The 22,282-nt window shown below is 68.6% G+C and carries 17 protein-coding genes; 3 read left to right on the forward strand and 14 right to left on the reverse strand.

The features are described from left to right. The first annotated feature begins 204 nt into the window (after positions 1-204). Positions 205-1,461, forward strand: a complete 1,257-nt coding sequence (locus AB0I04_RS11230) for an MFS transporter (RefSeq protein ID WP_360882136.1) — start codon at positions 205-207, stop codon at positions 1,459-1,461. Between the two features lie 237 nt (positions 1,462-1,698). Here AB0I04_RS11230 and trxB read toward each other — a convergent pair whose 3' ends face one another. The 8 genes from trxB to AB0I04_RS11270 all read right to left on the reverse strand — a co-directional run bounded on the left by trxB (position 1,699) and on the right by AB0I04_RS11270 (position 11,334). After that, a complete protein-coding gene (gene trxB, locus AB0I04_RS11235; protein WP_360882138.1) occupies positions 1,699-2,655 on the reverse strand; it encodes a thioredoxin-disulfide reductase in 957 nt (318 codons plus the stop codon). A gap of 173 nt (positions 2,656-2,828) precedes the next feature. Further along, the gene (locus AB0I04_RS11240; RefSeq protein ID WP_360882140.1) at positions 2,829-3,593 is read right to left on the reverse strand and encodes a hypothetical protein; all 765 of its coding nucleotides are present in this window, start codon (positions 3,591-3,593) and stop codon (positions 2,829-2,831) included. Further along, on the reverse strand, positions 3,590-4,210 hold the full coding sequence (gene sigM / locus AB0I04_RS11245; protein ID WP_360882142.1) for an RNA polymerase sigma factor SigM: 621 nt from the start codon (positions 4,208-4,210) through the stop codon (positions 3,590-3,592). Before sigM ends, AB0I04_RS11240 begins: the two co-directional genes overlap by 4 nt. A gap of 479 nt (positions 4,211-4,689) precedes the next feature. Beyond that, positions 4,690-6,204 carry a protein kinase family protein gene (locus AB0I04_RS11250; RefSeq protein ID WP_360882144.1) on the reverse strand — a complete coding sequence of 505 codons (1,515 nt, stop codon included), beginning with the start codon at positions 6,202-6,204 and terminating at the stop codon, positions 4,690-4,692. A gap of 244 nt (positions 6,205-6,448) precedes the next feature. Beyond that, a complete protein-coding gene (gene murJ, locus AB0I04_RS11255; protein ID WP_360882146.1) occupies positions 6,449-8,179 on the reverse strand; it encodes a murein biosynthesis integral membrane protein MurJ in 1,731 nt (576 codons plus the stop codon). Next, positions 8,172-10,292 carry a DUF6049 family protein gene (locus AB0I04_RS11260; RefSeq protein ID WP_360882148.1) on the reverse strand — a complete coding sequence of 707 codons (2,121 nt, stop codon included), beginning with the start codon at positions 10,290-10,292 and terminating at the stop codon, positions 8,172-8,174. Before AB0I04_RS11260 ends, murJ begins: the two co-directional genes overlap by 8 nt. After that, positions 10,289-10,768, reverse strand: coding sequence for an NUDIX domain-containing protein (locus AB0I04_RS11265; protein ID WP_360882150.1), 480 nt, complete (start codon positions 10,766-10,768; stop codon positions 10,289-10,291). Before AB0I04_RS11265 ends, AB0I04_RS11260 begins: the two co-directional genes overlap by 4 nt. Before the next feature lie 35 nt (positions 10,769-10,803). Further along, positions 10,804-11,334 carry a YbaK/EbsC family protein gene (locus tag AB0I04_RS11270; protein ID WP_360882152.1) on the reverse strand — a complete coding sequence of 177 codons (531 nt, stop codon included), beginning with the start codon at positions 11,332-11,334 and terminating at the stop codon, positions 10,804-10,806. A 132-nt stretch (positions 11,335-11,466) separates the two neighbouring features. Between AB0I04_RS11270 and AB0I04_RS11275 the strand changes: the two genes are divergently transcribed. Both AB0I04_RS11275 and bioA read left to right on the forward strand, forming a co-directional pair. Then, on the forward strand, positions 11,467-12,885 hold the full coding sequence (locus AB0I04_RS11275; protein WP_360882413.1) for a CCA tRNA nucleotidyltransferase: 1,419 nt from the start codon (positions 11,467-11,469) through the stop codon (positions 12,883-12,885). A gap of 56 nt (positions 12,886-12,941) precedes the next feature. Continuing rightward, positions 12,942-14,222: an adenosylmethionine--8-amino-7-oxononanoate transaminase gene (bioA, locus tag AB0I04_RS11280; protein ID WP_360882154.1), complete on the forward strand. Its 1,281-nt coding sequence runs from the start codon at positions 12,942-12,944 to the stop codon at positions 14,220-14,222. A gap of 126 nt (positions 14,223-14,348) precedes the next feature. On the opposite strand, the gene AB0I04_RS11285 is transcribed toward bioA, so the two are convergent. From AB0I04_RS11285 to AB0I04_RS11310, 6 genes are all read right to left on the reverse strand, one after another. Continuing rightward, positions 14,349-15,650: an MFS transporter gene (locus AB0I04_RS11285; protein ID WP_360882156.1), complete on the reverse strand. Its 1,302-nt coding sequence runs from the start codon at positions 15,648-15,650 to the stop codon at positions 14,349-14,351. Positions 15,651-15,730: 80 nt separating this feature from the next. After that, on the reverse strand, positions 15,731-16,675 hold the full coding sequence (locus AB0I04_RS11290) for an ABC transporter permease (RefSeq protein WP_360882158.1): 945 nt from the start codon (positions 16,673-16,675) through the stop codon (positions 15,731-15,733). Positions 16,676-16,687: 12 nt separating this feature from the next. Then, complete coding sequence (locus AB0I04_RS11295) at positions 16,688-17,680, reverse strand: ABC transporter permease (RefSeq protein WP_360882160.1); 993 nt, start codon at positions 17,678-17,680, stop codon at positions 16,688-16,690. 9 nt (positions 17,681-17,689) lie between these two features. Next, positions 17,690-18,751: an oligopeptide/dipeptide ABC transporter ATP-binding protein gene (locus tag AB0I04_RS11300; RefSeq protein WP_360882162.1), complete on the reverse strand. Its 1,062-nt coding sequence runs from the start codon at positions 18,749-18,751 to the stop codon at positions 17,690-17,692. Next, entirely contained in the window at positions 18,748-19,830 is a 1,083-nt protein-coding gene (locus AB0I04_RS11305; RefSeq protein WP_360882164.1) for an ABC transporter ATP-binding protein, read from the reverse strand. The genes AB0I04_RS11300 and AB0I04_RS11305 overlap by 4 nt, the downstream gene beginning before the upstream one ends. Positions 19,831-20,007: 177 nt before the next feature. Continuing rightward, positions 20,008-21,810: an ABC transporter substrate-binding protein gene (locus AB0I04_RS11310; RefSeq protein ID WP_360882166.1), complete on the reverse strand. Its 1,803-nt coding sequence runs from the start codon at positions 21,808-21,810 to the stop codon at positions 20,008-20,010. Positions 21,811-22,282: the final 472 nt, after the last annotated feature.

The following is a 22,282-nucleotide window of genomic DNA, read 5'->3' on the forward strand; positions in this document are numbered from 1 at the left end:
TACTCCGCGGCTTGTCGTGCCGTCGGCTCTGTCGTAGGTGACTCGCGAGCATCCACCGGACGAGTTCTTAGTCACTCCCGTCCGGCGAGCGACAATCCGACGACACCCTTCGGTGGCCACGGTGACGTCGTGAATCCGCCGGTTCTCGGCCGACGGCGCCTGTTGGGTGGAAGGCACTGCCATCCACCCAACAGGACGGGATCGATGTCCACGCTCACCACTTCGGCCGGTGGCGCCAGGTCGGCGAGGCCGGCACCGACCAGCTGGCCGGCGGTGCTCACGGTGATGATGGGGATCTTCTCGATCGTCACCACCGAGATCCTTCCGATCGGGCTGCTGACGTCCATCGGCTCCAGCTTCACCATCTCCGACGGAACGGCCGGGCTGATGATGACCATGCCCGGTTATCTCGCGGCGGTCTCCGCACCCGCGGTCACCGTCGCGACCGCCCGGCTCGACCGGCGGCTGATGCTGTGCGCCTTCATGTTCCTTCTGGCATCGGCGAACTTCATCGCCGCAGGCGCGCCGGCGTACTGGGCGGTGCTGATCTCGCGCGTGCTCGTGGGGGTCGTCATCGGCGGCTTCTGGTCCATCGGCGCTGGCCTGGCCGACCGTCTGGTCCCGGCGCGATCCACGCGCCGGGCGACGGCCGTCATCTTCTCGGCCGTTCCGCTGGGGTCGGTTCTCGGCGTGCCGTTGGGGACGCTGATCGGAGATGTCGAGGGCTGGCGGGTCGCCTTCGTGGTGCTGGGCCTGCTGTCCGTCGCTGTGCTCATCACCCTCGCCACCCTGCTGCCGCCGCTGCCCGCCGAGCAGGTCACGCGCCTCACCGCCCTGCGCGGCATGATCCGCAGCGTCGACACCCGGTTCGCGCTACTGGTGACGGTGCTCGTCGTGCTCGCGCACTTCGGTACCTACACCTACGTGACGCCGTTCCTGGAACGGAGCACACACGTCCCCGCGAGCCTGATCACGGTATTCCTGCTGACGTACGGCGTCGCGGGCATCGTGGGCAACTTCCTGGCGGGCGCGGTCGTCGCCCGTCACCCGTACGCCGCCTTCGGGGTCGCCGGAGCTCTGATCGCCGGGGCTACGTTGGCGCTCCCGTCCTTCGGCCGGTGGGAGCCGGGTGCCGTCGCACTGCTCATCGTCTGGGGTGTGGGCTACGGTGCCGTCCCGGTCTGTTCGCAGGCGTGGTTCGTCAAGGCGGCCCCGCACGCGAGGGAGGCGGCCTCGGTGTTGTTCACGGCGTCGTTTCAGGCGACGCTTTCAACCGGTGCTCTGGTCGGCGGCGTCATCGTGGATCGCACGTCCCTGCCGACCGTCATGCTGCTCGGCGGAACCACTGCCGTGATCATGGTGATGAGCGTCGGAGTGCGCCGAATGCTGTTTGACGCAAGGCGACACACCGGTCAGATCGCGAATTCGCCGATGAGAGACGCCCGTCGGGAGGGGTCGTAATGTGCCGTGAGTGGGGTAAGGGCATTCTGTGGCCTGAGAGGCTCCTGAAGCCGCCGGACCCCCGGATTGATCCGATCACACCAGGGAACCGGCGTTCGCGGCACACTGCGGCTCTGACGAGTTTCTGCAGGCCAGAGGCGTGAAATGGCGACGGCCCCGCGTGAGAACGCGGGGCCGTCCTATTCCAGCCGCGGGAGGCTGGGAAAAAAGTCCGGATCGAGCGGTTGACGGGCCGGATCAGACCTGCTGCGGCGTCAGCTCGGCGATGCCTTCGTCCTGGAGCCAGCGCTCGGCGTCGATGGCCGCCGCCGCGCCGGTGCCGGCCGCGGTGATCGCCTGGCGGTAGCGGTGGTCGACCACGTCGCCCGCGCCGAAGACGCCGGGGATGTTGGTGTGGGTCGTCGGAGCCTTGACGCTGAGGTAGCCCTCCTCGTCCAGGTCCAGCTGGTCGGCGAACAGCTCCGTACGCGGCTCGTGCCCGATCGCGATGAACAGGCCGGAGATCTCCAGCGTGCGCTGCTCGCCGGTGTTGATGTCGCGGAGGACGACACCGGTCAGCTTGTCGTCACCGACGATCTCGGCGACCTCGCTGTTCCACTCGAAGCGGATCTTCTCGTTGGCGAACGCCCGGTCCTGCATGATCTTGCTGGCGCGCAGCTTGTCCCGCCGGTGGATGATGGTGACCGACCGCGCGAACCGCGTCAGGAAGATCGCCTCTTCCATCGCCGAGTCGCCGCCGCCGACCACCGCGATGTCCTTGTCGCGGAAGAAGAACCCGTCACAGGTGGCGCACCAGGAGACACCGCGGCCGGACAGCTGCTTCTCTGTCGGCAGCCCGAGCTCGCGGTACTTCGACCCGGTGGCGATCACGATCGTCTTGGCGAGGTAGGTGTCTTCGCCGACCTTCACGACCTTCGGCGACGCCGCCAGGTCGACCTCGGTCACGTCGTCGGTGACCAGTTCGGCGCCGAAGCGCTCGGCCTGCTTGCGCAGGTTGTCCATCAGGTCAGGGCCCATGATGCCGTCGGGCCAGCCCGGGAAGTTCTCCACGTCGGTGGTGTTCATGAGAGCGCCACCGGCCGTCACCGAACCCTCGAACACCAGCGGCCGCAGGTCCCCGCGGGCGGCGTAGATCGCTGCTGAGTACCCCGCCGGCCCCGAACCGATGATGATCACGTTCCGGACGTCGCTCACCACAGTGCCTCTCTCTGCATGCATCCGCGAAGCCGAACCCGGCCCCGATTGCCGGTCACCTTCGCTCGCAGTGACCCTAAACCGATCCTAGGGTGCGGGCATTCCCGGGTAGGCCGACCGCGCATCGTACGGCCATCCCGCTCGAAGCGGCACGGCCGTACGACACTCGGAGATCAGCGAGCGATCTGCCGGTGGACGATCAGATCGGTGTCGTCGGCCGAGCACTTCGGTCCGACGACCCAGACCTCGGCATGCCCGCTGTCGGCCCCCGCCAAGGCGATGACCGTCGCCGGCCGGCCGTTGTACGTGGCCGAGTCGACCAGCAGCGGGGCCTTCCCGCCACTGACCCGGCCGACGCAGGCCGAAAGCGCGCCGTCGGTCGCCGCGTTCAGTGAAGGGTGTCCGGCGGCCGACACCGAGGACAGCGCCGAGGCGAGCTGGGACTCCAGCCCCGCCGACGTGTAGCGCGTCCCGCTCCGAAGAGCGGTGTACGGAGCGGTCTGCTCGCCCCGCGGCCGAGGCTGGCTGCCTTCGACGTGTGGGCGAGAGGGCTCCTCCACCGGACGCTGGGAGACCGTCGCGCTGTCGGAGTCTCCGTTCTCCAGTACGGTGCGGGCCACGACGGACCCGCCGCCGACGACCACCACCGCGGCCGCCGCCGCTGCGAGAAACTGAAATCGCCGGGCGTGCCGATGCCCCGGCACATGCGAGGCCGCTTCAGCGGCGATCGCCGCGTCGAGGCGCTCGACCAGGTGAGCGGGCATCGGCGGAGTCGGTGCCTCCGCGAGAGCGCGGGACACCTCCGCGACCTCGGTGGCCCGTTCACGACATTGGGCGCACTGGGTCAGGTGTTCTTCTGCGGATGTGGCCGTGGCATCGTCGAGAATCCCCTCGGCGAGGTCGGCCAGTGCATCGTAGTCAAGGTGTGCGGCAGTCACGCGGATGTGCCACCTCCTTCCTCCGCAGATTCGACGCCCGAGCCGCGTCCTTGGTTCCGCAGGTGCCCGAGAAGCGGTGCGAGCCGGGCCCGGCCACGGGCGCACCGGCTCTTGATCGTGCCCGGTGGGACCTCCAGGACCTTGGCGGCCTCGTCGACGGCGTATCCCATCATGTCGACCAGTACGAGCGCGGCCCGCTGTTCGAAGGGTATGCGCTGCAGCGCCTCGCTCACGTCAAGGGACAGCTCGTGTGCGGCGGTCGGATCGGAGTTCTTCGGCGCGACGGAGTCGAGGGTGGCGTCGTCGCCCATCGGCACGACCGGCCGGATCGAGCGGCGCCGTACCCGGTCGAGGCAGGCGTTGACCACGATGCGGTGCAGCCACGTCGTGACGGCCGCGTCACCGCGGAACCGGCCCGCCGCTCGGTACGCCGACAGGAAGGCGTCCTGCAGTGCGTCAGCGGCCTCCTCGTGGTCGCCGAGCGTGCGCAGCGCGACGGCCCACATGCGATCACGGTGCCTTTGCACCAGCTCCGCGAACGCGTACGGATCCCCATTCGCATGCCGCGACAGCAGCTCTTTGTCCGGGATCGCCTCGACCGAACGTCCCCCGCGCATGACCGCCATATCCGTCAGCCCGCTCCGTAACCGGCGACCCCGCCGATGGTGTGCCGCTCTCGCCCAGCGTGCCCCCCGAAGACCTCCATCCGTCCCCGTCGTGCCGCACCGCCGTGTTCGCACGACCGGCGAGCACGTGAGTGCACGGATTGGGAGGGCCTCAACACGCTCATGATGGTAGCCGTCCCCGTACCCTCCCGTCCGCCGTGACCGGATCATGCCGATCCGCACGCATCCGCAGGTCCGCGGGGTAAGCGTTGACAGATTCTTTACTCCCGGGAAATGTTCGTTTGTTCGGTTGCGCGACCGACCTGGCACGTCCCTACCGATGAGAAAGCTCGGCTACGAGTAGAGGGGCCTCAACGCGCGCACGAAGATGGCCGTCTCGCCACGTTTGCGTCCGGCGTGACCGAATCGTGACGATCCGTACGCATCCCCGGCTCGCCGGCCGGAACTCAGCCGAGCGAGACGGAAACGGCTCACGCGGATCCGAAGACCTTGACGTCCTTGACCTTGATCTGGAACTGCCCGACGTTCGGCAGTTTGGTGAACCACAGGATGACGTAGCGGCCCTTGGCCGGGGTGGTGGCCTTCATATCGAAGGTGTCGACCGCGTCACCGGTGGTGACCTTGGTGTCCGACTCGTGCGTCGCGGAGTCCCCGACCCTCAGCTCGACGTGGCCAGGTGAGCCGGACGGCATCGCCACGGTGACCTTGTCGACGGTCACGCTCTTGCCCATGTCGAGGACCAGGCCGATGCCCTTGCGCTGCCCACCGAACTCGGCACCGTAGTAGTACTGCGTGGTCCAGTACGACGACGGGCTACCGTCGACCGCCTTGCGGAGGTCCTTCGGCGCGGTCGAGTCCGGGTTCGGCGGCCGGTTGTCGAGAAGGACGTCGGAGACCTTGAGCTCTCGGGTCGTCGGCTTGCTGGACTGGGTGGGCGTCGTCTGGACGCGGCTCTTGGTGTTCTTGGCGGCGTTATCGTCGTTCATCTGGGACAGGCCCCAGCCGCCGATGGCGACGACGACGAGCACGATCGCGGCGATCGCGGCCATCACGGGCTTGTTGACCGAGCCCTGGCCGCCGCCACCAGTGGCGCGGTGACCGCCGCCTGTGTGCTGGGGCGGCTGTGGGGGGCGCATGCGGGCGCTGTCCGGCACGGTCTGCACCGGCGGGATCGGCTGGGACGCCATGGCGGCCGTACGGTGGTCCGTGCTCTCGGGCCGCGGGACGACCGACGGCGGGGTGGAGCCGACGAGCGGCACGAACGGCAGAGGTGACCGGGGGACCTTGGCGAGGGCGTCCGCGAAGGCCGCGGGAGAGTCGAACCGCTCCGGAGCGCCGTGGACGGGGAGGCCCAGCGACCGGCTGACGATCGCGTCGAGGTTGTGCGGGATGCCGGCGCGGACCTGGGCGGGCGTGAGCGGGCGGCCGTCGGCCCCGGTGGGCGCGGGCGGCAGGATGGTGCCCTCTCCGCCCGGCCAGTGGCCGGTGAGCGCGGCGTAGAGCATGGCGCCGAGCCCCTGGACGTCGTCCAGCGCCGGAGTGTCGGAGTTCGCGCCGGACAGGACGGCCTCGACGCCGAGACCCGTGATTTTGACGGTGCCGCCGCTGGTCCAGACGAGGTTGTGCGGGGTCAGGCAGAGGTGGGCCAGGCCGGCGGCGTGCGCGGAGGTCAGCGCCTCGCCCGCCTCGAGCAGGAAGGCCGCAGCACGGTCGGCCGCCATCGGTCCCTGGGCTAGGAGATCTTCGAGGGTCTCCCCGGTGACCCACTCGCTGACGACATAGGCGCGCTCGCCGCTGTCGTCGGCGTCGAAGACCTGGGTGAGACGCGGGTCGGTGAGCCGGCTCGCGGCGCGGGCCGCGGTCACCACGTCGTTCACCCGGGGGAAGCCCGGGGCGAACGTGAGCACGGCGACGGAACGGGCGAGGATCTCGTCCGTTGCCTTCCAGAATGTGGAACCACCCGCTTCGCTTACGCGGTCGTCCAAGCGGTATCGACCGGCGAGGCGGGTTCCAGGTTCGATGACGGACGTGCTCAACGCGGCGTCCGGCGTAGGTGGTCGCATCCCATATTCAGTGCCGTGGCTCCCTTGCGCCTTCGACCCTCCCTCACTCCTGCGGAGGCAGAGGAAGACTTCATCACATTCCCGCCCGATGGTAGGACGCTCGAGGAGCGTCGTTGGATTACTACCCGGCGCGAGTCGCGCTCTCCCACCTTACGGGCAGCGCATCCTAACTCGCCCCACGACCGGGCAATCTGGCCATCACGGTTCGCTGCAGTGTCTCCACCTCTGGGACCCGCAAAATGCGTGCGACCAGCGCATACAGGACCACCGCTCCTCCTCCACCGATCACGAGTGTGCCCAGCGACGAGATCGCGTGGTAGTAGAAGAACTTGAAGGACGCCAGGTGCACCCCGAACGCGAACGCGAACGCCGGGATGGTCGCGATCGCGATTTTCAGGTGCGACGTGACGATCTGGCGGGTGCCCAGCCCGTTCAGGCGACGGCGCAGGATCAGGGCGGCCACGACGCAGCCGAACGTCCAGGAGATGCCCAGGGCGATCGAGATGCCCTCCACGATCTTGTCCGTGGGCAGCGTGTAGTAGCCGACCAGCCCGAGGCTGATGCTGATCGCGACGTTGAAGATCGCCATGATGGCGGGCGTCCGTGTGTCGGCGAGCGCGTAGAAGACTCGTAGCAGCAACTGGTAGATGGCGAACGGCACCAGCGCGAACGTGAACGCCTGCAGCACGTTGGCGATCATGAGCGCGTCCGAGACGTGAGTGGCGCCGTGCGCGAAGAACAACGTGGTCATCTCGGGCGCCAGCGCGAACAGCAGCGCGGCGGACGGGACGATGACCACCGACGACAGGTTCAGCGCGGAGGACATGTTCTCTCGGACCAGGTCGTACCGCCGGTCGGAGGCGTGCCGGCTCATCTGCGGCAGCAGCGCCGTGACCACCGAGACGCCGACGATCGCCCATGGCAGCTGGAACAGCAGGTACGCGTTGGTCCACGGCGTGAGCCCGACGCCGTACCGGATGCCCTCGCGTGCGCCCCGGTCACCGGCACCGTTGGCGATGTTGGTGTTGACGACGAAGCCGACCTGCTGGATCGCGACGTACAGCAGCGTCCACAGTGCCATGCCACCGACCGGCGCGAGCTCCTCACGGCGGAAGTCGAACCGCGGCCGGTACCGGAATCCGACCTTGCGCAGGGACGGCCACATGGCGATCGTTTGGATCACGATGCCGAGCGTGGTGCCGCCCGCGAGCAGGATGATCTCGGTGTGCGTGATGTTCGCCGGGTTGACTCCCGGACCGGCCATGAAAAGGAACGCGACGCCGACCGCGATCACGACGATGTTGTTGAGCACCGGCGTCCACATGGGCGCGGCGAAGCTGCCGCGCGCGTTGAGGGACGCGCCGGCCAGCGCGCCGACGCCGTAGAAGAAGATCTGCGGCAGGAAGAAGAGCGCGAAGATGACGGCCAGGTCGTGCTTCTGTTTGCTGTACGAGCCGGCGTACAGGTCGACCAGCAGCGGCGCGCACAGCATCGCGATCGCGGTCAGGGCCAGCAGCGCGCCGAGTACGAGCGTCAGCAGCCGCGCCTCGTACTCCTCGCCGTACTTGCGGTCCTTCTCCAGCGCGCGGACCAGCATCGGCACGTGCACGGCGGTGAGCACGCCGCCGAGGAGCAGGTCGTAGATGACGTTGGGGAAGGTGTTCGCGGTGTTGTAGACGTCGCCGAGCGCAAGAGTGCCCATGGCCATGACGAGCACCGCGGTGCGGAGGAAACCGGTGAGACGGGAGGCGATGGTGCCCAGGGCCATGACGGCGCTGGACTTGAGCAGCCCGCTCACCCGGCCGCGGCCGGGCTCCTCGCTGGGTTCCTCGAGGGAGATCGCCGGGAGATCGGTCGCCGTCACGGCGACCTCGGGATTGGGTTCGGCCTCAGCCACCGGTCGTATCCTCCGCTTCCTCACCTCGACGCCGGATCACGCGATATCCGACGCCGACGAAGAGTACGGCAAGTGAGATGCCGGTGATGAGCAGCGCGGTCTGCGCGTAGGCGGTCGCGCGGATCTGGAGCATGAGCGGCTGGGTGATCGGCTCGCCGTCGGGGCCCAGGAGATCGATGTTGACGTAGGCGGGGCCGTTGGCGGCGGCCTTCATGTACAGATTGACGGTCTCCTTGTGGCCGGCTTCGAGCGTGATCTCGCTCTGCTTCGGCCCGGGGCCTTCGACGCGGAGCCTGGCGGCGTTCTGCGAAGTGGCGCGCAGCCGTATCTTGACCGTGCCGTGTTCGAGCTCGTTGGAGACCGTGATCGGCACCTGCCCGGACTTGCCGGCCAGGTCGAGGCTGGGTTTGAGCACCTTGATCTTGCTTTGGGCGCTGCGCAGCTCGTTGTCCAGGGTCTGCCGCAGCTTCGACCCGGCCCGGGTCTGGTCGTTCCAGGCCGAGGACTCGAGCCGCGACACGCCGAGCGTGAACCCGCTGGTCGGCGGCTCGAAGACGCTGGTGAACCGCCCCACGTTCACGCTGAGGTCCTTCACCTGCCCCAGGTAGCGCTTCGAGAGCCCGTTCTGGCTCTTCTGCGGCTGGAAGGTCCGCGGCTGCGCCGGCTGCCGCTCGACCTGGCTCAGGGGGATCTCCTGCATCCAGGGCGCATGGGCGGAGAACTTCAACAGGTCACCGGCGAAGGTGGGGCCCGGGTCCCAGCGGCGTGGCGGCACGATCACCACGGTGCGGGAGATGGCCGGCCGCTCGCTGGTGACCATGGCGGTCTCGGCGAGGAAGCGCTGCTCGGCCAGGGCGACTCCGCCCGGCTCGTCGGTTTCGGTCGCGAGGACCTTGTTGATCGTGTCGTCGTATGCGACGAGCTTGACGTTCTGCCCGCCGACCTTTTTCTTGGCGAGGGGGTCGGCGGTGTAGCGCTGTTCCTGGTGAGGCAGGACGGTGCTGTTCAGTAGGATCGTCCGGGCGCCCGCATTGACGAGGTTGTTGAGGGTCTGCTGGTCGGCGAGGCCGTCCGGAGGGACCGCCACCGATGTGCTCTCCATGGGCAGCTTGGCCCGCGTCAGCGCCTGGGACACCGCGCCGGTGGCCGCCTTGATGTGCGAGGACATCCGGGCCCGGGAGAGGGCCATGACGTCGGGGTCGGCGTACGGCGTGGCGATGACGCGCTTGTTGCCGGCGAGCGCCTGCTTCAGGCTGGTCAGCCAGGAGTTCGCGGCGACGCTCTGCGGCTGGTGCGCGGTGCCCTTGGCGGTTTTGATGGCGTAGCCGTCCTTGCCCGCCATGGCCGCGGCGTCGTCCGCCAGCCCAGGGTCGACGAGCCAGCTGACCTTCGAGCGAGCGGCCACGGTGACCAGGTCGGAGAGCCGTCCTCCGGAGTTGAGCATGCGCTCGAGCTTGTCGTCGACGAAGGTCGAGTCGTCGGCGCGGTGCGGCTGGTCGACCACCGGCCAGACCCACGAGACCTTGGTCTTGGCGCCGAACGTGCCCTTCGGGAAGTAGGTGATCACCGTGCGCTGCCGGCCGACGACCACCCCGGCGCTGAGAACCTCGACGGAGATCGGGTAGACGCCGAATTTGATGAGGCCCATCTTGCTGACGGGCATCTTCAGCAGCCAGGGCTGCTGGCCACCCGGCTGCACCGCGCCGGGCACCACCTGGGTCACCCCGACTCCGACCGGATCGTTGAGCTTTCCGTCGGAGTACGCCTGGAGCGCCCCGCGGCTCTGCACCGACGCTGTGGAGAAGCGCAGGCGCACCGACAGCCGCTGGTACGCGCTGTCGGACTGGTTCTGCAGCACCCCGCTCAGTTTGAGCGTCTGCGACGGCCGTACGAGGTAATTAGGGGCCACGGAGCCGATGACGACGCCGATGGGCAGTTTCCCAGTGGGCTGCCTCTCCCGGGAGGCCCGGGTGGCACCCAGCCCGCCGGAGGATCGCGTGGTGCGCGCGGCGTGGCTGGAGGAGATCGTGCCGTGATGCGGGTGCGGGGTCGCGGCGAGCGCCGGCCCGCCGGTCAGCACCAGTGGGACCACGAGGGCGAGCGCCCGCTTCATGCGGCGCCCGTGAGCAGTTCGGGCACCTTGGCGACCAGCGCCTTCTCGTCGGCGTGGGCGAGCCGCCCGGCCACCTCGTCGAGGGGCACCCAGGCGACCTCGGCGACCTCCGCGTCGCAGTCGGACAGATCCCCTCCTACGGCGACGAGCAGGTGGTGGTGCACGGTCTTGTGCACGCGTCTCCGGTCGGCGGAGAACCAGTAGTCGACGGTGCCGAGTGGGGCGATGATCCGGCCGCGGATGCCGGTCTCTTCCTCGACCTCGCGCACGGCCGCCTCCTCGATCGTCTCGTCGGCCTCGACATGCCCTTTCGGCAGCGACCACAGGAGCCGGCCGTCACGGTCGTATCTGGCGATCAACGCGGCCCGCGGGGAGGCCGTCAGGTCGACGACCAGACCGCCCGCCGACGTCTCCTCATGGTGACGGCCCGGCGGGCCGGCGGGCCGACGACGACTCGGTCTGCGCGAGCGGGACACGGCCGCAATCGTAGTAGCCACGCGTACGTTCTCGGTCAGTGATCCGTTGGACGCGGGGCATCTGGGGCGTGTGTGCAGGGGATCGGCGTCGGCTTTGCGTCACAGAGCGCGAACAGGTCCAGGGTGTGGATTCCGAGGGCCGTCCAGGCCTCGCCCGTGGTCGTGTAGACGATGTCGTCGACGCAGGCGGCCTGCTGGTCCACGAACATGGTCATGCCGGCCGGGAGGAGCAGGGGCGCGACCAGGTCGGCCGCGTAGTCGGTGACCTCGTTGACCAGGTCGGCCGGGGCGGGACGCACCTCCGACACGCCGAGGGCGTCGGCGATGACCTCCGGCGTGGGCCGGGCACCCGCCGTGACGATCACCGCGACGAGGTGGTGACCTTCTGTGTACGCGCGGTGCGGTTCGTGCGCAAGATACACGCGCGTGCACAGGCAGCGGAACGGCGGCAGGCCGAGCACCTCAGGAAGATCGTCCGCGCCGCTGATGTGCTTGGGCAGGCGTACGATCTCGTGGGCCGTCTGGCGCTCGAGCAAGAGCCGATGGATGGAGAGTGCGTCCTTCATCGTGGTCTCCGTGCCTTGTTCAGGCAATTTACCCGGATTTCGTGGCATTAGCGGATCACGGAAGTGGTGATTCGCGTTTTGCCCGCCACGTGCGAGGACCTACTCTCGATTGCCGTGCCGAACGACCACGACGTGACCTCCGACCACCAGGTAGCAGTCAGCGATCTGCTACGGTGCGTGACACCCCTCGCCGACGAGATCGGCCGACGTTTCGCGGCCGCCGGCCACGAACTCGCCCTCGTCGGCGGTCCCGTGCGGGACGCCCTCCTCGGCCGTCCGGTGAATGACATCGACTTCGCCACCGACGCTCACCCGGACCGCGTCCTGGAGATCGTCAAGGGCTGGGCGGACGCCGTCTGGACGATCGGCATCGAGTACGGCACGATCGGGCTGCGCAAGGGCGACCTCCAGCTCGAGATCACCACGTACCGGAGCGAGTCGTACGACCGCGACTCGCGCAAGCCCGAGGTGACGTACGGCACCTCCCTCGAAGGCGACCTCGCCCGCCGCGACTTCGCGGTCAACGCCATGGCGGCCCGCCTGCCCGGCCACGAGTTCGTGGATCCCTTCGGCGGCCTGCACGACCTGAAGCTCAAGGTCATCCGGACCCCCGGGCGCCCCGAGGACTCCTTCGGCGACGACCCGCTGCGGATGCTGCGCGCCGCGCGGTTCGCCGCGCAGCTCGGATTCAGCGTCGCCCCCGAGACCGTCGCCGCCATGAAGGCCATGGCCGACCGCATCGAGATCGTGTCGGCCGAGCGGATCCGCGACGAACTGTCCAAGCTGCTGCTGGGCGCGCACCCCCGTACCGGCATCGCGCTGCTCGTCGACACCGGCCTGGCCGAGCGGGTGCTGCCCGACGTCCCGAAGCTCAAACTCGAGATCGACGAGCACCACCGGCACAAGGACGTCTACGAGCACTCGCTGATCGTGCTCGAGCAGGCGATCGCCCAAGAGGAGGACGGCCCGGACCTCGTCCTGCGCCTGGCCGCCCTGCTGCACGACATCGGCAAGCCGAAGACCCGCTCCTTCGTCGACGGCGGCCGCGTCACCTTCCACCACCACGAGGTCGTGGGCGCGTCGATGACCAAGAGCCGCCTCACCGCGCTGCGGTACCCCAAGGACGTCGTCGCCGACGTCTCCCGCCTCGTCGAGCTGCACCTGCGCTTCCACGGGTACGGCACGGGCGAGTGGACCGACGCGGCGGTGCGCCGCTACGTCCGCGACGCCGGGCACCTGCTGCCCCGCCTCCACAAGCTCACCCGCGCCGACTGCACGACCCGCAACCGGCGCAAGGCCGCCGCGCTGGCCCGCACGTACGACCAGCTCGAGGAGCGGATCGCCCGGCTGCAGCAGGAGGAGGAGCTCGCCAAGATCCGTCCCGAGCTGGACGGCAACGAGATCCAGCAGATCCTTGGCATCAAGCCCGGCCCGGCGGTCGGCAAGGCGTACAAGTTCCTGCTCGACGTGCGCCTGGACCGCGGCCCGATCGGCAAGGAGGCCGCCAGCGAGGCGCTTCGCGAGTGGGCACGCGAGCAGGAGCTGGGCTAGGGGAGCCGGAGATCCACCGGACGCTCCCGGGCTGATCGGGGATGCCATGATGGCGCATGGCCTCTGAGGAGCTGCTCGCGTTCGACCGGGAGCACATCTGGCATCCGTACGCCTCGATGTCCGCGACCACGCCGGTGCACCCCGTCGTGTCGGCCACGGGCGTACGCCTGACCCTCGCCGACGGCCGGGAGCTGATCGACGGGATGTCGTCGTGGTGGGCGGCGATCCACGGGTACGCCCACCCCGTCCTCGACGCGGCCGTCACCCGTCAGCTCGGCGCCATGGCCCACGTGATGTTCGGCGGCCTCACCCATCCCACCGCCGTCCGCCTCGCCGAGCTGCTGATCGACGCGACGCCGGAGCCGCTCACGAAGGTCTTCTTCGCCGACTCCGGATCGGTCTCGGTCGAGGTCGCGATCAAGATGGCCCTGCAGTACTGGCGGTCGCGCGGCCGTACGGACAAGACCCGGCTGTTCACCGTCCGCGGCGGGTACCACGGCGACACGTTCGGCGCGATGGCGGTCTGTGACCCGGTCGGCGGCATGCACCACCTGTTCACCGACCTGCTGCCGCGACACGTGTTCGCCCCTGTGCCGCCGGCCGCGCATGACCCGGCGTACGCCGCCGACCTCGAACGCCTCGTCGCCGCCCACGCCCACGAACTGGCCGCCATCATCGTCGAGCCGGTCGTCCAAGGGGCGGGCGGCATGCGGTTCTACGACCCGGCGTACGTGCGTCTGCTGCGCGACCTGGCCGACGAACACGACGTGCTGCTGATCCTCGACGAGATCGCCACCGGGTTCGGCCGGACCGGCGCCCTGTTCGCCTGCGAGCACGCCGGGGTGAGCCCGGACATCATGTGTGTCGGCAAGGCGCTGACCGGCGGCTACCTGACACTGGCCGCGACCCTCTGCACCGACCGGGTGGCCCGGGGGATCAGCGAGGGCGAGGCCGGCGTGCTCATGCACGGCCCGACGTACATGGCCAACCCGCTCGCCTGCGCGGTCGCCACCGCATCCCTCGAACTCCTCCGCGAGCGGGACTGGCAGGCCGAGGTCGCCGGGATCGAGAAGCTGCTCACGGCCGGCCTCGAACCCGCCCGAGACCTGCCGGGTGTCGCGGACGTCCGGGTGCTGGGCGCGATCGGCGTGATCGAGCTGACCGGCCCCGTCGACGTCGCCGCCGTCCAGGACACCGTCATGGCCCACGGCGTGTGGCTGCGGCCGTTCCGCAACCTGATCTACACGATGCCGCCCTACGTGACCTCAGAGGCCGACCTGGCACGCGTCACGACCGCGATGGTCACCGCCGCCCGGCAGCACGCCACGACCGGCTGACGAACCACTCACGGGACAGAGCCCGAGAAGGCGGCATAGCGGCGCGAGATCCGAAGGGCGGCGTGCTGGGGGTCAAGGCCGGGCGGCGGCAGAACCAGCGCCTCCGGGGCCGGCGGGTCGGCGCCGCTAGGCCAGGTTGCTATCGGCGGTGGCAACCCTCGACGCGTTTTTCATGGACAGCCAGTAGAGCAGTGCTGCCAGGGCGTAGCCGCCGCCGATGAGGGCGAGGACGCCGTAGGACTTGCCGTTGGCGGGGAGCAGGGCGGCGGCGACGGCGAAGCCGGCCACGTACAGGCCGTTGAAGAGCATGTCGTAGATGGAGAAGACCCGGCCGCGGAAGGCGTCGGCGATGGACGTCTGCACGATCGTGTCCACGCAGAGCTTCACGCCCTGGGAGACGAGCCCGAGCACGAAGGCGCCCAGGATGAACGGCAGCGGCGAGAACGGCGCCGCGAGGACCACCTCGGCGACGCCCGCGAACGCCAGTTGCATCGCGATCCAGGCCTCCTTGCGGATCCGCCCCGTGACAGCCGGGGTGATCACGGCGGCGAGGAAGTATCCGACGCCGGAGACGACGAGGACGACGGCGAACCCGCCGAGGCCGGCCTCCGCGCTGCTCGAGAAGTAGTTCCGGAACAGCAGCACCGTCATGATGGTCGCGATGCCGTAGAGGAAGCGGTGGGCGCCGATCGCGCCGAGGGCTGCGGCGGCCGGGCGCCGGTCCCGTACGTGCCGGGCGCCATCGAGCAGTCCGTTCAGCACCCGGCCGAGCGCCTCGCGGGTGTCGGTCCGCAGTTCGCTCTGGTCCGGGCCGAGCCGGTCGCGGCCCATGCGCGTGGCGACGAGCGCGGTGGCGACGTAGAGGACGGCGGCGGCGAGGAGGACACCGGCGGTGCCGCCTCGGCCGGCGCCGAACAGCACCCGCAGGACGTACCCCACTCCGGCGCCGGCGAAGGTCATCATCGTCCCGGAGGTCACCGACACGGCGTTGGCGGTGATGAGCTCGGCCGTTCCGACCACGCGGGGCAGTGCCGCCGACAGCGCGGACAGGAAGAACCGGTTGACGGCGAACACGATCAGCGCCGCGAGGAAGAACAACAGGCCGTCGTTGCCGCGCATCAGCAGCAGCGCGGTCGCCACCACGGCGACGGCGCGGATGAGCGGGGCGTGGACGAGGATCTGGCGGCGCCGCCACCGGTCGATGAAGACGCCGGCGAACGGGCCGAGCACGGAGTACGGCAGTAGCAGCACCGCGGCGGTGGCGGCCGCCTCGGTGGCACTGGCCTGTTGTTCCGGGGAGAAGAGGACGTAACCCGCGAGGCCCACCTGGAACACGCCGTCGGAGAGTTGCGAGATCACGCGGGTCGTGAACAGGCGGCGGAAGTCCTGACCCCGGATGACCAGGCGCAGGTCGGCGGCGTAGGACACCGCCCAAGCCTAAGGCAGCGAAACGGCCGGTCGTCCCTGAGGGGACGACCGGCCGTTCCGGTGCTGCTTCGACGCGGCCGCTACTCGAGACGGACGCGCGGGTCGAGGAAGGAGTACACGACGTCGACGATGATGTTCGCGAGGACCACGAAGAACGACGCGATCAGCACGACGGCCATGATCACCGGCAGGTCGCCGGTGGTCAGTGAGCGTACGGTCAGCTGGCCGATGCCTTGCAGGCCGAACACGGTCTCGGTGACGAGCGTGCCGCCGATCAGGACGCCGATGTCCACGCCGAACTGGGTGAGCACCGGGGTCAGCGCGGAGCGCAGGCCGTGCCGGTAGATCACCTTGTTCTCCGGGAGGCCCTTCGCCCGCGCGGTGCGGATGTAGTCCTCACCGAGCACGTCGAGCAGCGAGCCCCGGGTCAGCCGAGTGTAGATCGCCGACTGCAGGAGGGCGAGCGTCAGCCACGGCAGCACCAGGTGCTGGAACCAGCTGACCGGGTTCTGCTGGATCGGGATATAGCCCGAGGCCGGGAAGATCTGGATCTTGTTGGCGAACAGGAACGCCAGCGTCAGCGCGACGACGAACGCGGGCATCGAGATGCCGACGAGGACCGCCGCGGTGATGCCGCGGTCGAGCAGCGTCCGCGCCTTGGTCGCGCTGAGCACCCCGGTGACGACGCCGGTGACGAGCCAGATGACCGCGGCACCGAGGATCAAGGACAGGCTGGCGGGCAGAGCGCTCTTGATCATGTCGGTGACCGGGCTCTGGGTGACGAAGGACTGCCCCAGGTCACCCTTCAGCAGGCGCGTCAGGAAGCGCCAGTACTGCACGGTCAGGGGCTGGTCGAGGCTGAGCTTGTGGCGCACCAGGGCGAGCGTGTCCGCCGTCGCCGACTTGCCGGCGAAGCGGGCGGCTGGGTCCTTCGAGGTGGCGAAGAACAGCAGGAAGACGCCCAGGGTGACGATCCACAGCACCACGACACCGAAGACGATCCGCCGGATCAGGAAACGAAGCATGTCGGTGGTCCCTTACTTCTTCTTTTTCCGGTTTTTCCGGCCGGCCTTCTGGGCCGCGAAGAGACGCTCGGAGCGCGGGTCCAGGGCGTCGCGGACGGCGTCGCCGAGGATGTTGAACGCCAGCGTCGTGATCAGCAGGAAGGCGGCGGGCACGAACAGCGTCCACCAGGCGACCTGGTACGTCTCGGTGGCGTCGCTGAGCATGTTGCCCCAGCTCGACGTACGGGGGTCGATGCCGGCTCCCAGGAACGAGAGCGTCGCCTCGAAGACGATCGCGACCGGAATCGTCATCGTGGCCAGCACGATCAGCGGGGCGAGCAGGTTCGGGATCACGTCGATGAAGATGATCCGCATGTTGCTCGCGCCGAGAGACCGTGCCGCCTCGACGAACTCCCGTTGCTTGATCGAGATGACCTGGCCGCGCACGATCCGGCCGATGGAGGCCCACGAGAAGAAGGTGATGACGAAGATCGTCAGCGGCGTGCTGGCCCCGAACGCCGCCGCCAGGGCGATGGCGAACAGCAGGTACGGGAACGACAGCGTCACGTCCATGAAGCGGGCCAGGACCGTGTCGACGACACCGCCGAAGTAGCCCGCCACCGAGCCGACGACGACACCGAGGATGGTGGCCGCGGCAGTGGAGACCAGGCCGACGATGAGGGAGATGCGCGCGCCGTACACGGCCCGGACGAGCAGGTCACGCCCGAGACGGTCGGTGCCGAGCGGGTGATGCCCGTTGGGGCCGACTGGCAGGCCGTCCACGGTGACGCCGAGTTTCCGGTCGCCGAACGCGGGGGCATACCCGATCCACTTGGAGATCAGCGGGGCGACCAACGCCATGACGACGAGCAGGACGATGATCACGAGGGATATCATCGCCGCCTTGTCGCGGCGTAGTCGGGCCCAGGCGAGCTGCCACGGGCTGCGACCCTCGATGCGACCGGTCGGCTGTGCTTCTCCCGCGGCCGGAAGCGATGCGTCGGCTTCGAGATCAGTGAGGCTCATTGTCGTCGCCTATGCACTCGGGAGCGTGGGCTCGGTGGACAGCTGCTCGATCCCCGCGGTCTCACGGGCGAGGTGCTCCCCGGCCTCGACCGGGAAGTGACACGCGGTGAGGTGATCGGCGGGATCGCCCGCACGCGCGATGAGCTCGGGGACGTCCCCGACGCACGCCTCCTGCGCCTTGGGGCAGCGCGGGTGGAACCGGCAGCCGGACGGCGGCTTGATCGGCGACGGGACGTCGCCGATGAGGACGATGCGGTCCCGCCGCTCGGCGGCGTCCGGGTCGGCCACCGACGCGGCCGACAGCAGCGCGTTGGTGTACGGGTGCCGGGGGCGCTCGTACAGCTCCTCACCGTCCGCCTCCTCAGCGATCTTGCCGAGGTACATCACGGCGACCCGGTTGGACACGTAACGGACCACCGACAGGTCGTGGGCGATGAAGATGTAGGTGAGGCCGAGCTCGTCCTGCAGGTCCTTCAGCAGGTTGATGACCTGCGCCTGGATCGACACGTCGAGCGCCGAGACCGGCTCGTCGCAGACGATGAGCTTGGGCTTGAGCGCAAGGGCACGTGCGACGCCGATACGCTGCCGCTGCCCGCCGGAGAACTCCGCGGGGAACCGGTTGTAGTGCTCGGGGTTGAGACCCACGAGCTCCATCAGCTCCTGCACCCGCCGCTTCCGCTCGGCGCCGGAGGCGGTGCCGTGGATGTCGAACGGGTCGCCGATGATCGAGCCCACCCGGCGGCGCGGGTTCAGCGAGCCGTACGGGTCCTGGAAGATCATCTGCACGTCGCGCCGGAACGCCTTGTTCGGCGACGTGCCGATGTCCTGGCCTTCGAAGAGGATGCGGCCCTTCGTGATCGGGTGCAGCCCGGTGATGCACCGGGCCAGCGTCGACTTGCCGCAGCCGCTCTCACCGACGATGCCCAGCGTCTCCCCGCGCCGTACCTCCAGGTCGACACCGTCGACCGCGTGAACGCGGCCGACCTCCCTCTTGAAGAAGACCCCCTGCTTGATGGGGAAGTGCTTGTAGACGCCTTCGAGCTTGACGAGGGCGTCACCGCTCTCGCTCACTGTGCCTCCACGCCCTGGGTGGTGATGTTGGCCGCCGTGGTACGTCCCGTCGCGACCGCCTGCCGGCGAAGCTCCTCCGCCTCGGGCTTCAGCCCCGTGGCCTCGATGGGCAGCCAGCACGCGGACCGGTGGTTCGGATCGGTGCCGCCGTCCGCGTCGAGCACCGGCCTCAGCTGCGGCTCATCCGTGACGCAGCGGTCCATGATGTACGCGCAGCGAGGATGGAACGTGCAGCCAGTCGGGGGGTTGATGAGGGAGGGCGGCTGACCCGGAATCGGCTTGAGCCGGTCCTTCGCTCCGCTGGAGCCGGGGATCGACTCGAGCAGCCCCTTGGTGTACGGGTGGTGCGGCCGGTAGTAGAGCGTGCGCCGATCGGCGAACTCCACGGGCTTTCCGCCGTACATCACCAGCACGTCATCGGCGAGGTCGGCGATCACCCCCAGGTCGTGCGTGATCATGATCAGCGCGCTGTCGAACTCCCGCTGCAGGCGCAGCATGAGGTCGAGGATCTGCGCCTGGACGGTCGCGTCCAGCGCGGTCGTCGGCTCATCGGCGACGATCAGCTTGGGATTCAGTGCGAGCGCCATCGCGATCATCGCGCGCTGCCGCATACCGCCGGAGAACTGGTGCGGGTAGTCGTCCACCCGCCGGTCCGGCTGCGGAATGCCCACCATGCCGAGGAGGTCGACCGCCCGCTTGCGGGCCTGTGCCTTCGTGACCTCGGGCTCGTGGTTCCGGATCATCTCGACGATCTGCCGACCCACCTTGTACAGCGGGTGCAGGCTGGACAGCGGATCCTGGAAGATCACCGCGATCTCCTTGCCGCGGATCCGCCGGAGCTGCTCATCGCTCATGGTCAAGAGATCTTGACCTTCGAACAGAGCCTGTCCTTCGATCCGTGCGCCGGCCGTGAGCCCGAGGAGCGTCTGGGTGGACACGCTTTTACCTGAGCCGGACTCGCCGACGATGCCGAGGGTTTGCCCCCGGTCAACACTGAACGACACCCCACGGACGGCTTTGACCACTCCGTCGGAGGTATCGAAGGAGACCTTTAGGTCATGGACCTCGAGAAGGCTCATGTCCTCCCCTTCGAGAACTGGTTAGAGAGCAGAGCCACAGCATGTTTACCTGATGAGAACGGTCTCGGCGACATCGACCGAGGCCAGGATGCCAGGCGATCTGCGCGGGGATGTGCATGTGACGCGGCCGGGCACCGGAATCCGGGGCCCGGCCGCGTCGCGTGGCAGTGGTGGGGGTCAGCTACCGCTCAGCCACAGGTTCGTGAAGTCGAACTGCTGCGCGATCGGGAGCCAGGTGGCGCCCTTGACCTTCGAGGAGTGGTACCACGGGGTCTTCTGCGCCATGAAGGGCACGATCGCCGCGTCCTTCATGATCTGCTGGTCGGCCTGGTGCCAGAAGCCGGCGGCCTCGTCCACGGTCTTGGCCTCGAGCGCCTTGTCGATCAGGCCGTTGGTGACCGGGCTGTTGTAACCACCGTAGTTGGAGGTGCCGTCGGCCCAGTTGCGACCGTCGAACAGCGGCGAGATGACCGCACGGCCGTTGTTGCCGAACCAGTCCGGCACCCAGCCGGGAGCGGCGACGTCCCACTTGCCGGCGAGGGTGTTGTCGGTCTTCTGCAGGAACTGCGAGTAGAAATCCGCCTGGGGCACCGGCACACCGGTGACGGTGATGCCGCACGCCTGGAGGTCCTGCGCGTAGCTCTGGAAGATCGCCGGGTGGTTACCCGCCTGCCGGTACGCGGCCTTGATCTTGAGCCCGTTCGGGTAGCCGGCGTCCGACAGCATCTGCTTGCACTTGGCCGGGTCGCCCTGGCTGCCGTTGGTCGGGTACAGGTTGTAGTCCTGGTAGCCGACGCTGTCCGGCGGGATCACGGTGTTCAGCGGAGTGTTGTACTTCGGACCGCCGTAGACCTTCGCCAGCGAGACCTTGTTGATCGCGTACTCGATGGCCTGCCGAACCTTGAGGTTCTGCATGGCCTTCTTCTCGTTCGGGCTCTTCAGGTTGAAGACCAGGTACGGGTTCGAGATGGGCGGGCCGTTGACCGTCAGGTTCGGGTCGTTCTTCGTGGCCAGGCGGCCGAGCGCGGACGCGGGCACCGGCTGGTCGAGCGAGATGTCGGCCGAGCCACCCTCGAGCTGCTGCTGAACCGCCTCGGGCGAGCCCTGGCCCTCGGTGACCGTGATCCGGTCCACCCACTGGTTGTGGAGCGGGTCCGAGTCCTTCTTCCAGTTCGGGTTCTTGTCCAGGGTGATGGACTTGTTCGGGTCGTACGCGGTGATCTGGTACGGCCCGGCCGAGACGAGGTGCTTGAACTGGTCCGTGCTGCCCGGCACGTACTGGTAGTACTCGACCGGCACCGCCGACGCGAACGTCATGCCCAGCAGGCTGATGAAGTCAGAGGCGGGCTTCGTCAACTCGAACTGGATCGTGTAATTGTCCAGCGCCTTGACACCCGAGATCTCGTGACCGTTCTCGTAGTCGGCCATCCCCTTGGGGTCCTGCTGGAGCTTCTTGTTCTTCAGGTAGGGGTCACAGTAGGACTGCATCCCCTTGATGTTCGGCACGTAGTAGTTCGGCGCGCCGACCGGCGAAGCCGGGTTGCACATGTGCTTGAAAGCGCGGACGAAGTCGCCGGCCACCATCTCACGCGGCGTGCTGGTGTTCCACATGACACCGTGCCGCAGCTGGATCTTGTAGGTCAGGCCGTCCTTGCTGATGCCGCCGTTCTCCAGCGTCGGCATCGATGCGGCGACGTCGGGCACCGGGGTCGAGGCCGCCTTCGGGTCCTTCGACGCCGGGTATGCGAAGAGCTGCCGCGAATAGGTCCGCTGGAGGGCGCTCGATGCGGTGCTGTAGGCGCTCGTCGGGTCCAGGTTGTCCTGGCCGCCGGCGCCGATGATTCTGAGTGTGCCCCCCTTCTTCGGCTTGCCATCGTCCGAACCGCTGCTGCCGCCCGAACCCCCGCCACAGGCTGCGAGGGCCAGGGCAAGGGTGCCGATCGCGGCGGCAGCTGTCAGCCCTGACTTCCTGCCAATCATGTACGCCCTCCATCCGGCCAGTTCCGGCCGTCTTGCATCGCGTTGAGATGCACCAGGTCATGGCGCGTCCAAGGTGGAAGAACACCGTGAGTTACGGCTTCTGTCCAGCTCGGCCCGGTAACGAGTGGTACCAGTTACTCAACCGTTGAGATCGCGCAATAAGCTTGTTATTGCTGATGAGCCCACTGTGAGACGAACAGTGCTCTGCGTGTTCACCGGGTTGAACGGCACGGTGGCGGGTGTCTTCGCCCGACTCTGCGCACAGCGCCTTCTCTCCCCTTGACACGGTGAACCCTGCCCGGCCCCGTCGGCCGTCAAGCCGGGCCCCGACACGGTCGGTGTCCGGCCGTGGTCCAGAGTATGGGCACAGGTCAGGTGGCCGGAACCCGGGGTTACGCCCTGTTCTGCCGAAACGGTCGCCGCACACGCGCAGGGCCCGTACACCGTGCGTGGTGTACGGGCCCTGCGCTAC

This window comes from Actinoallomurus sp. NPDC050550 (assembly GCF_040655075.1).
GTDB lineage: Bacteria > Actinomycetota > Actinomycetes > Streptosporangiales > Streptosporangiaceae > Actinoallomurus.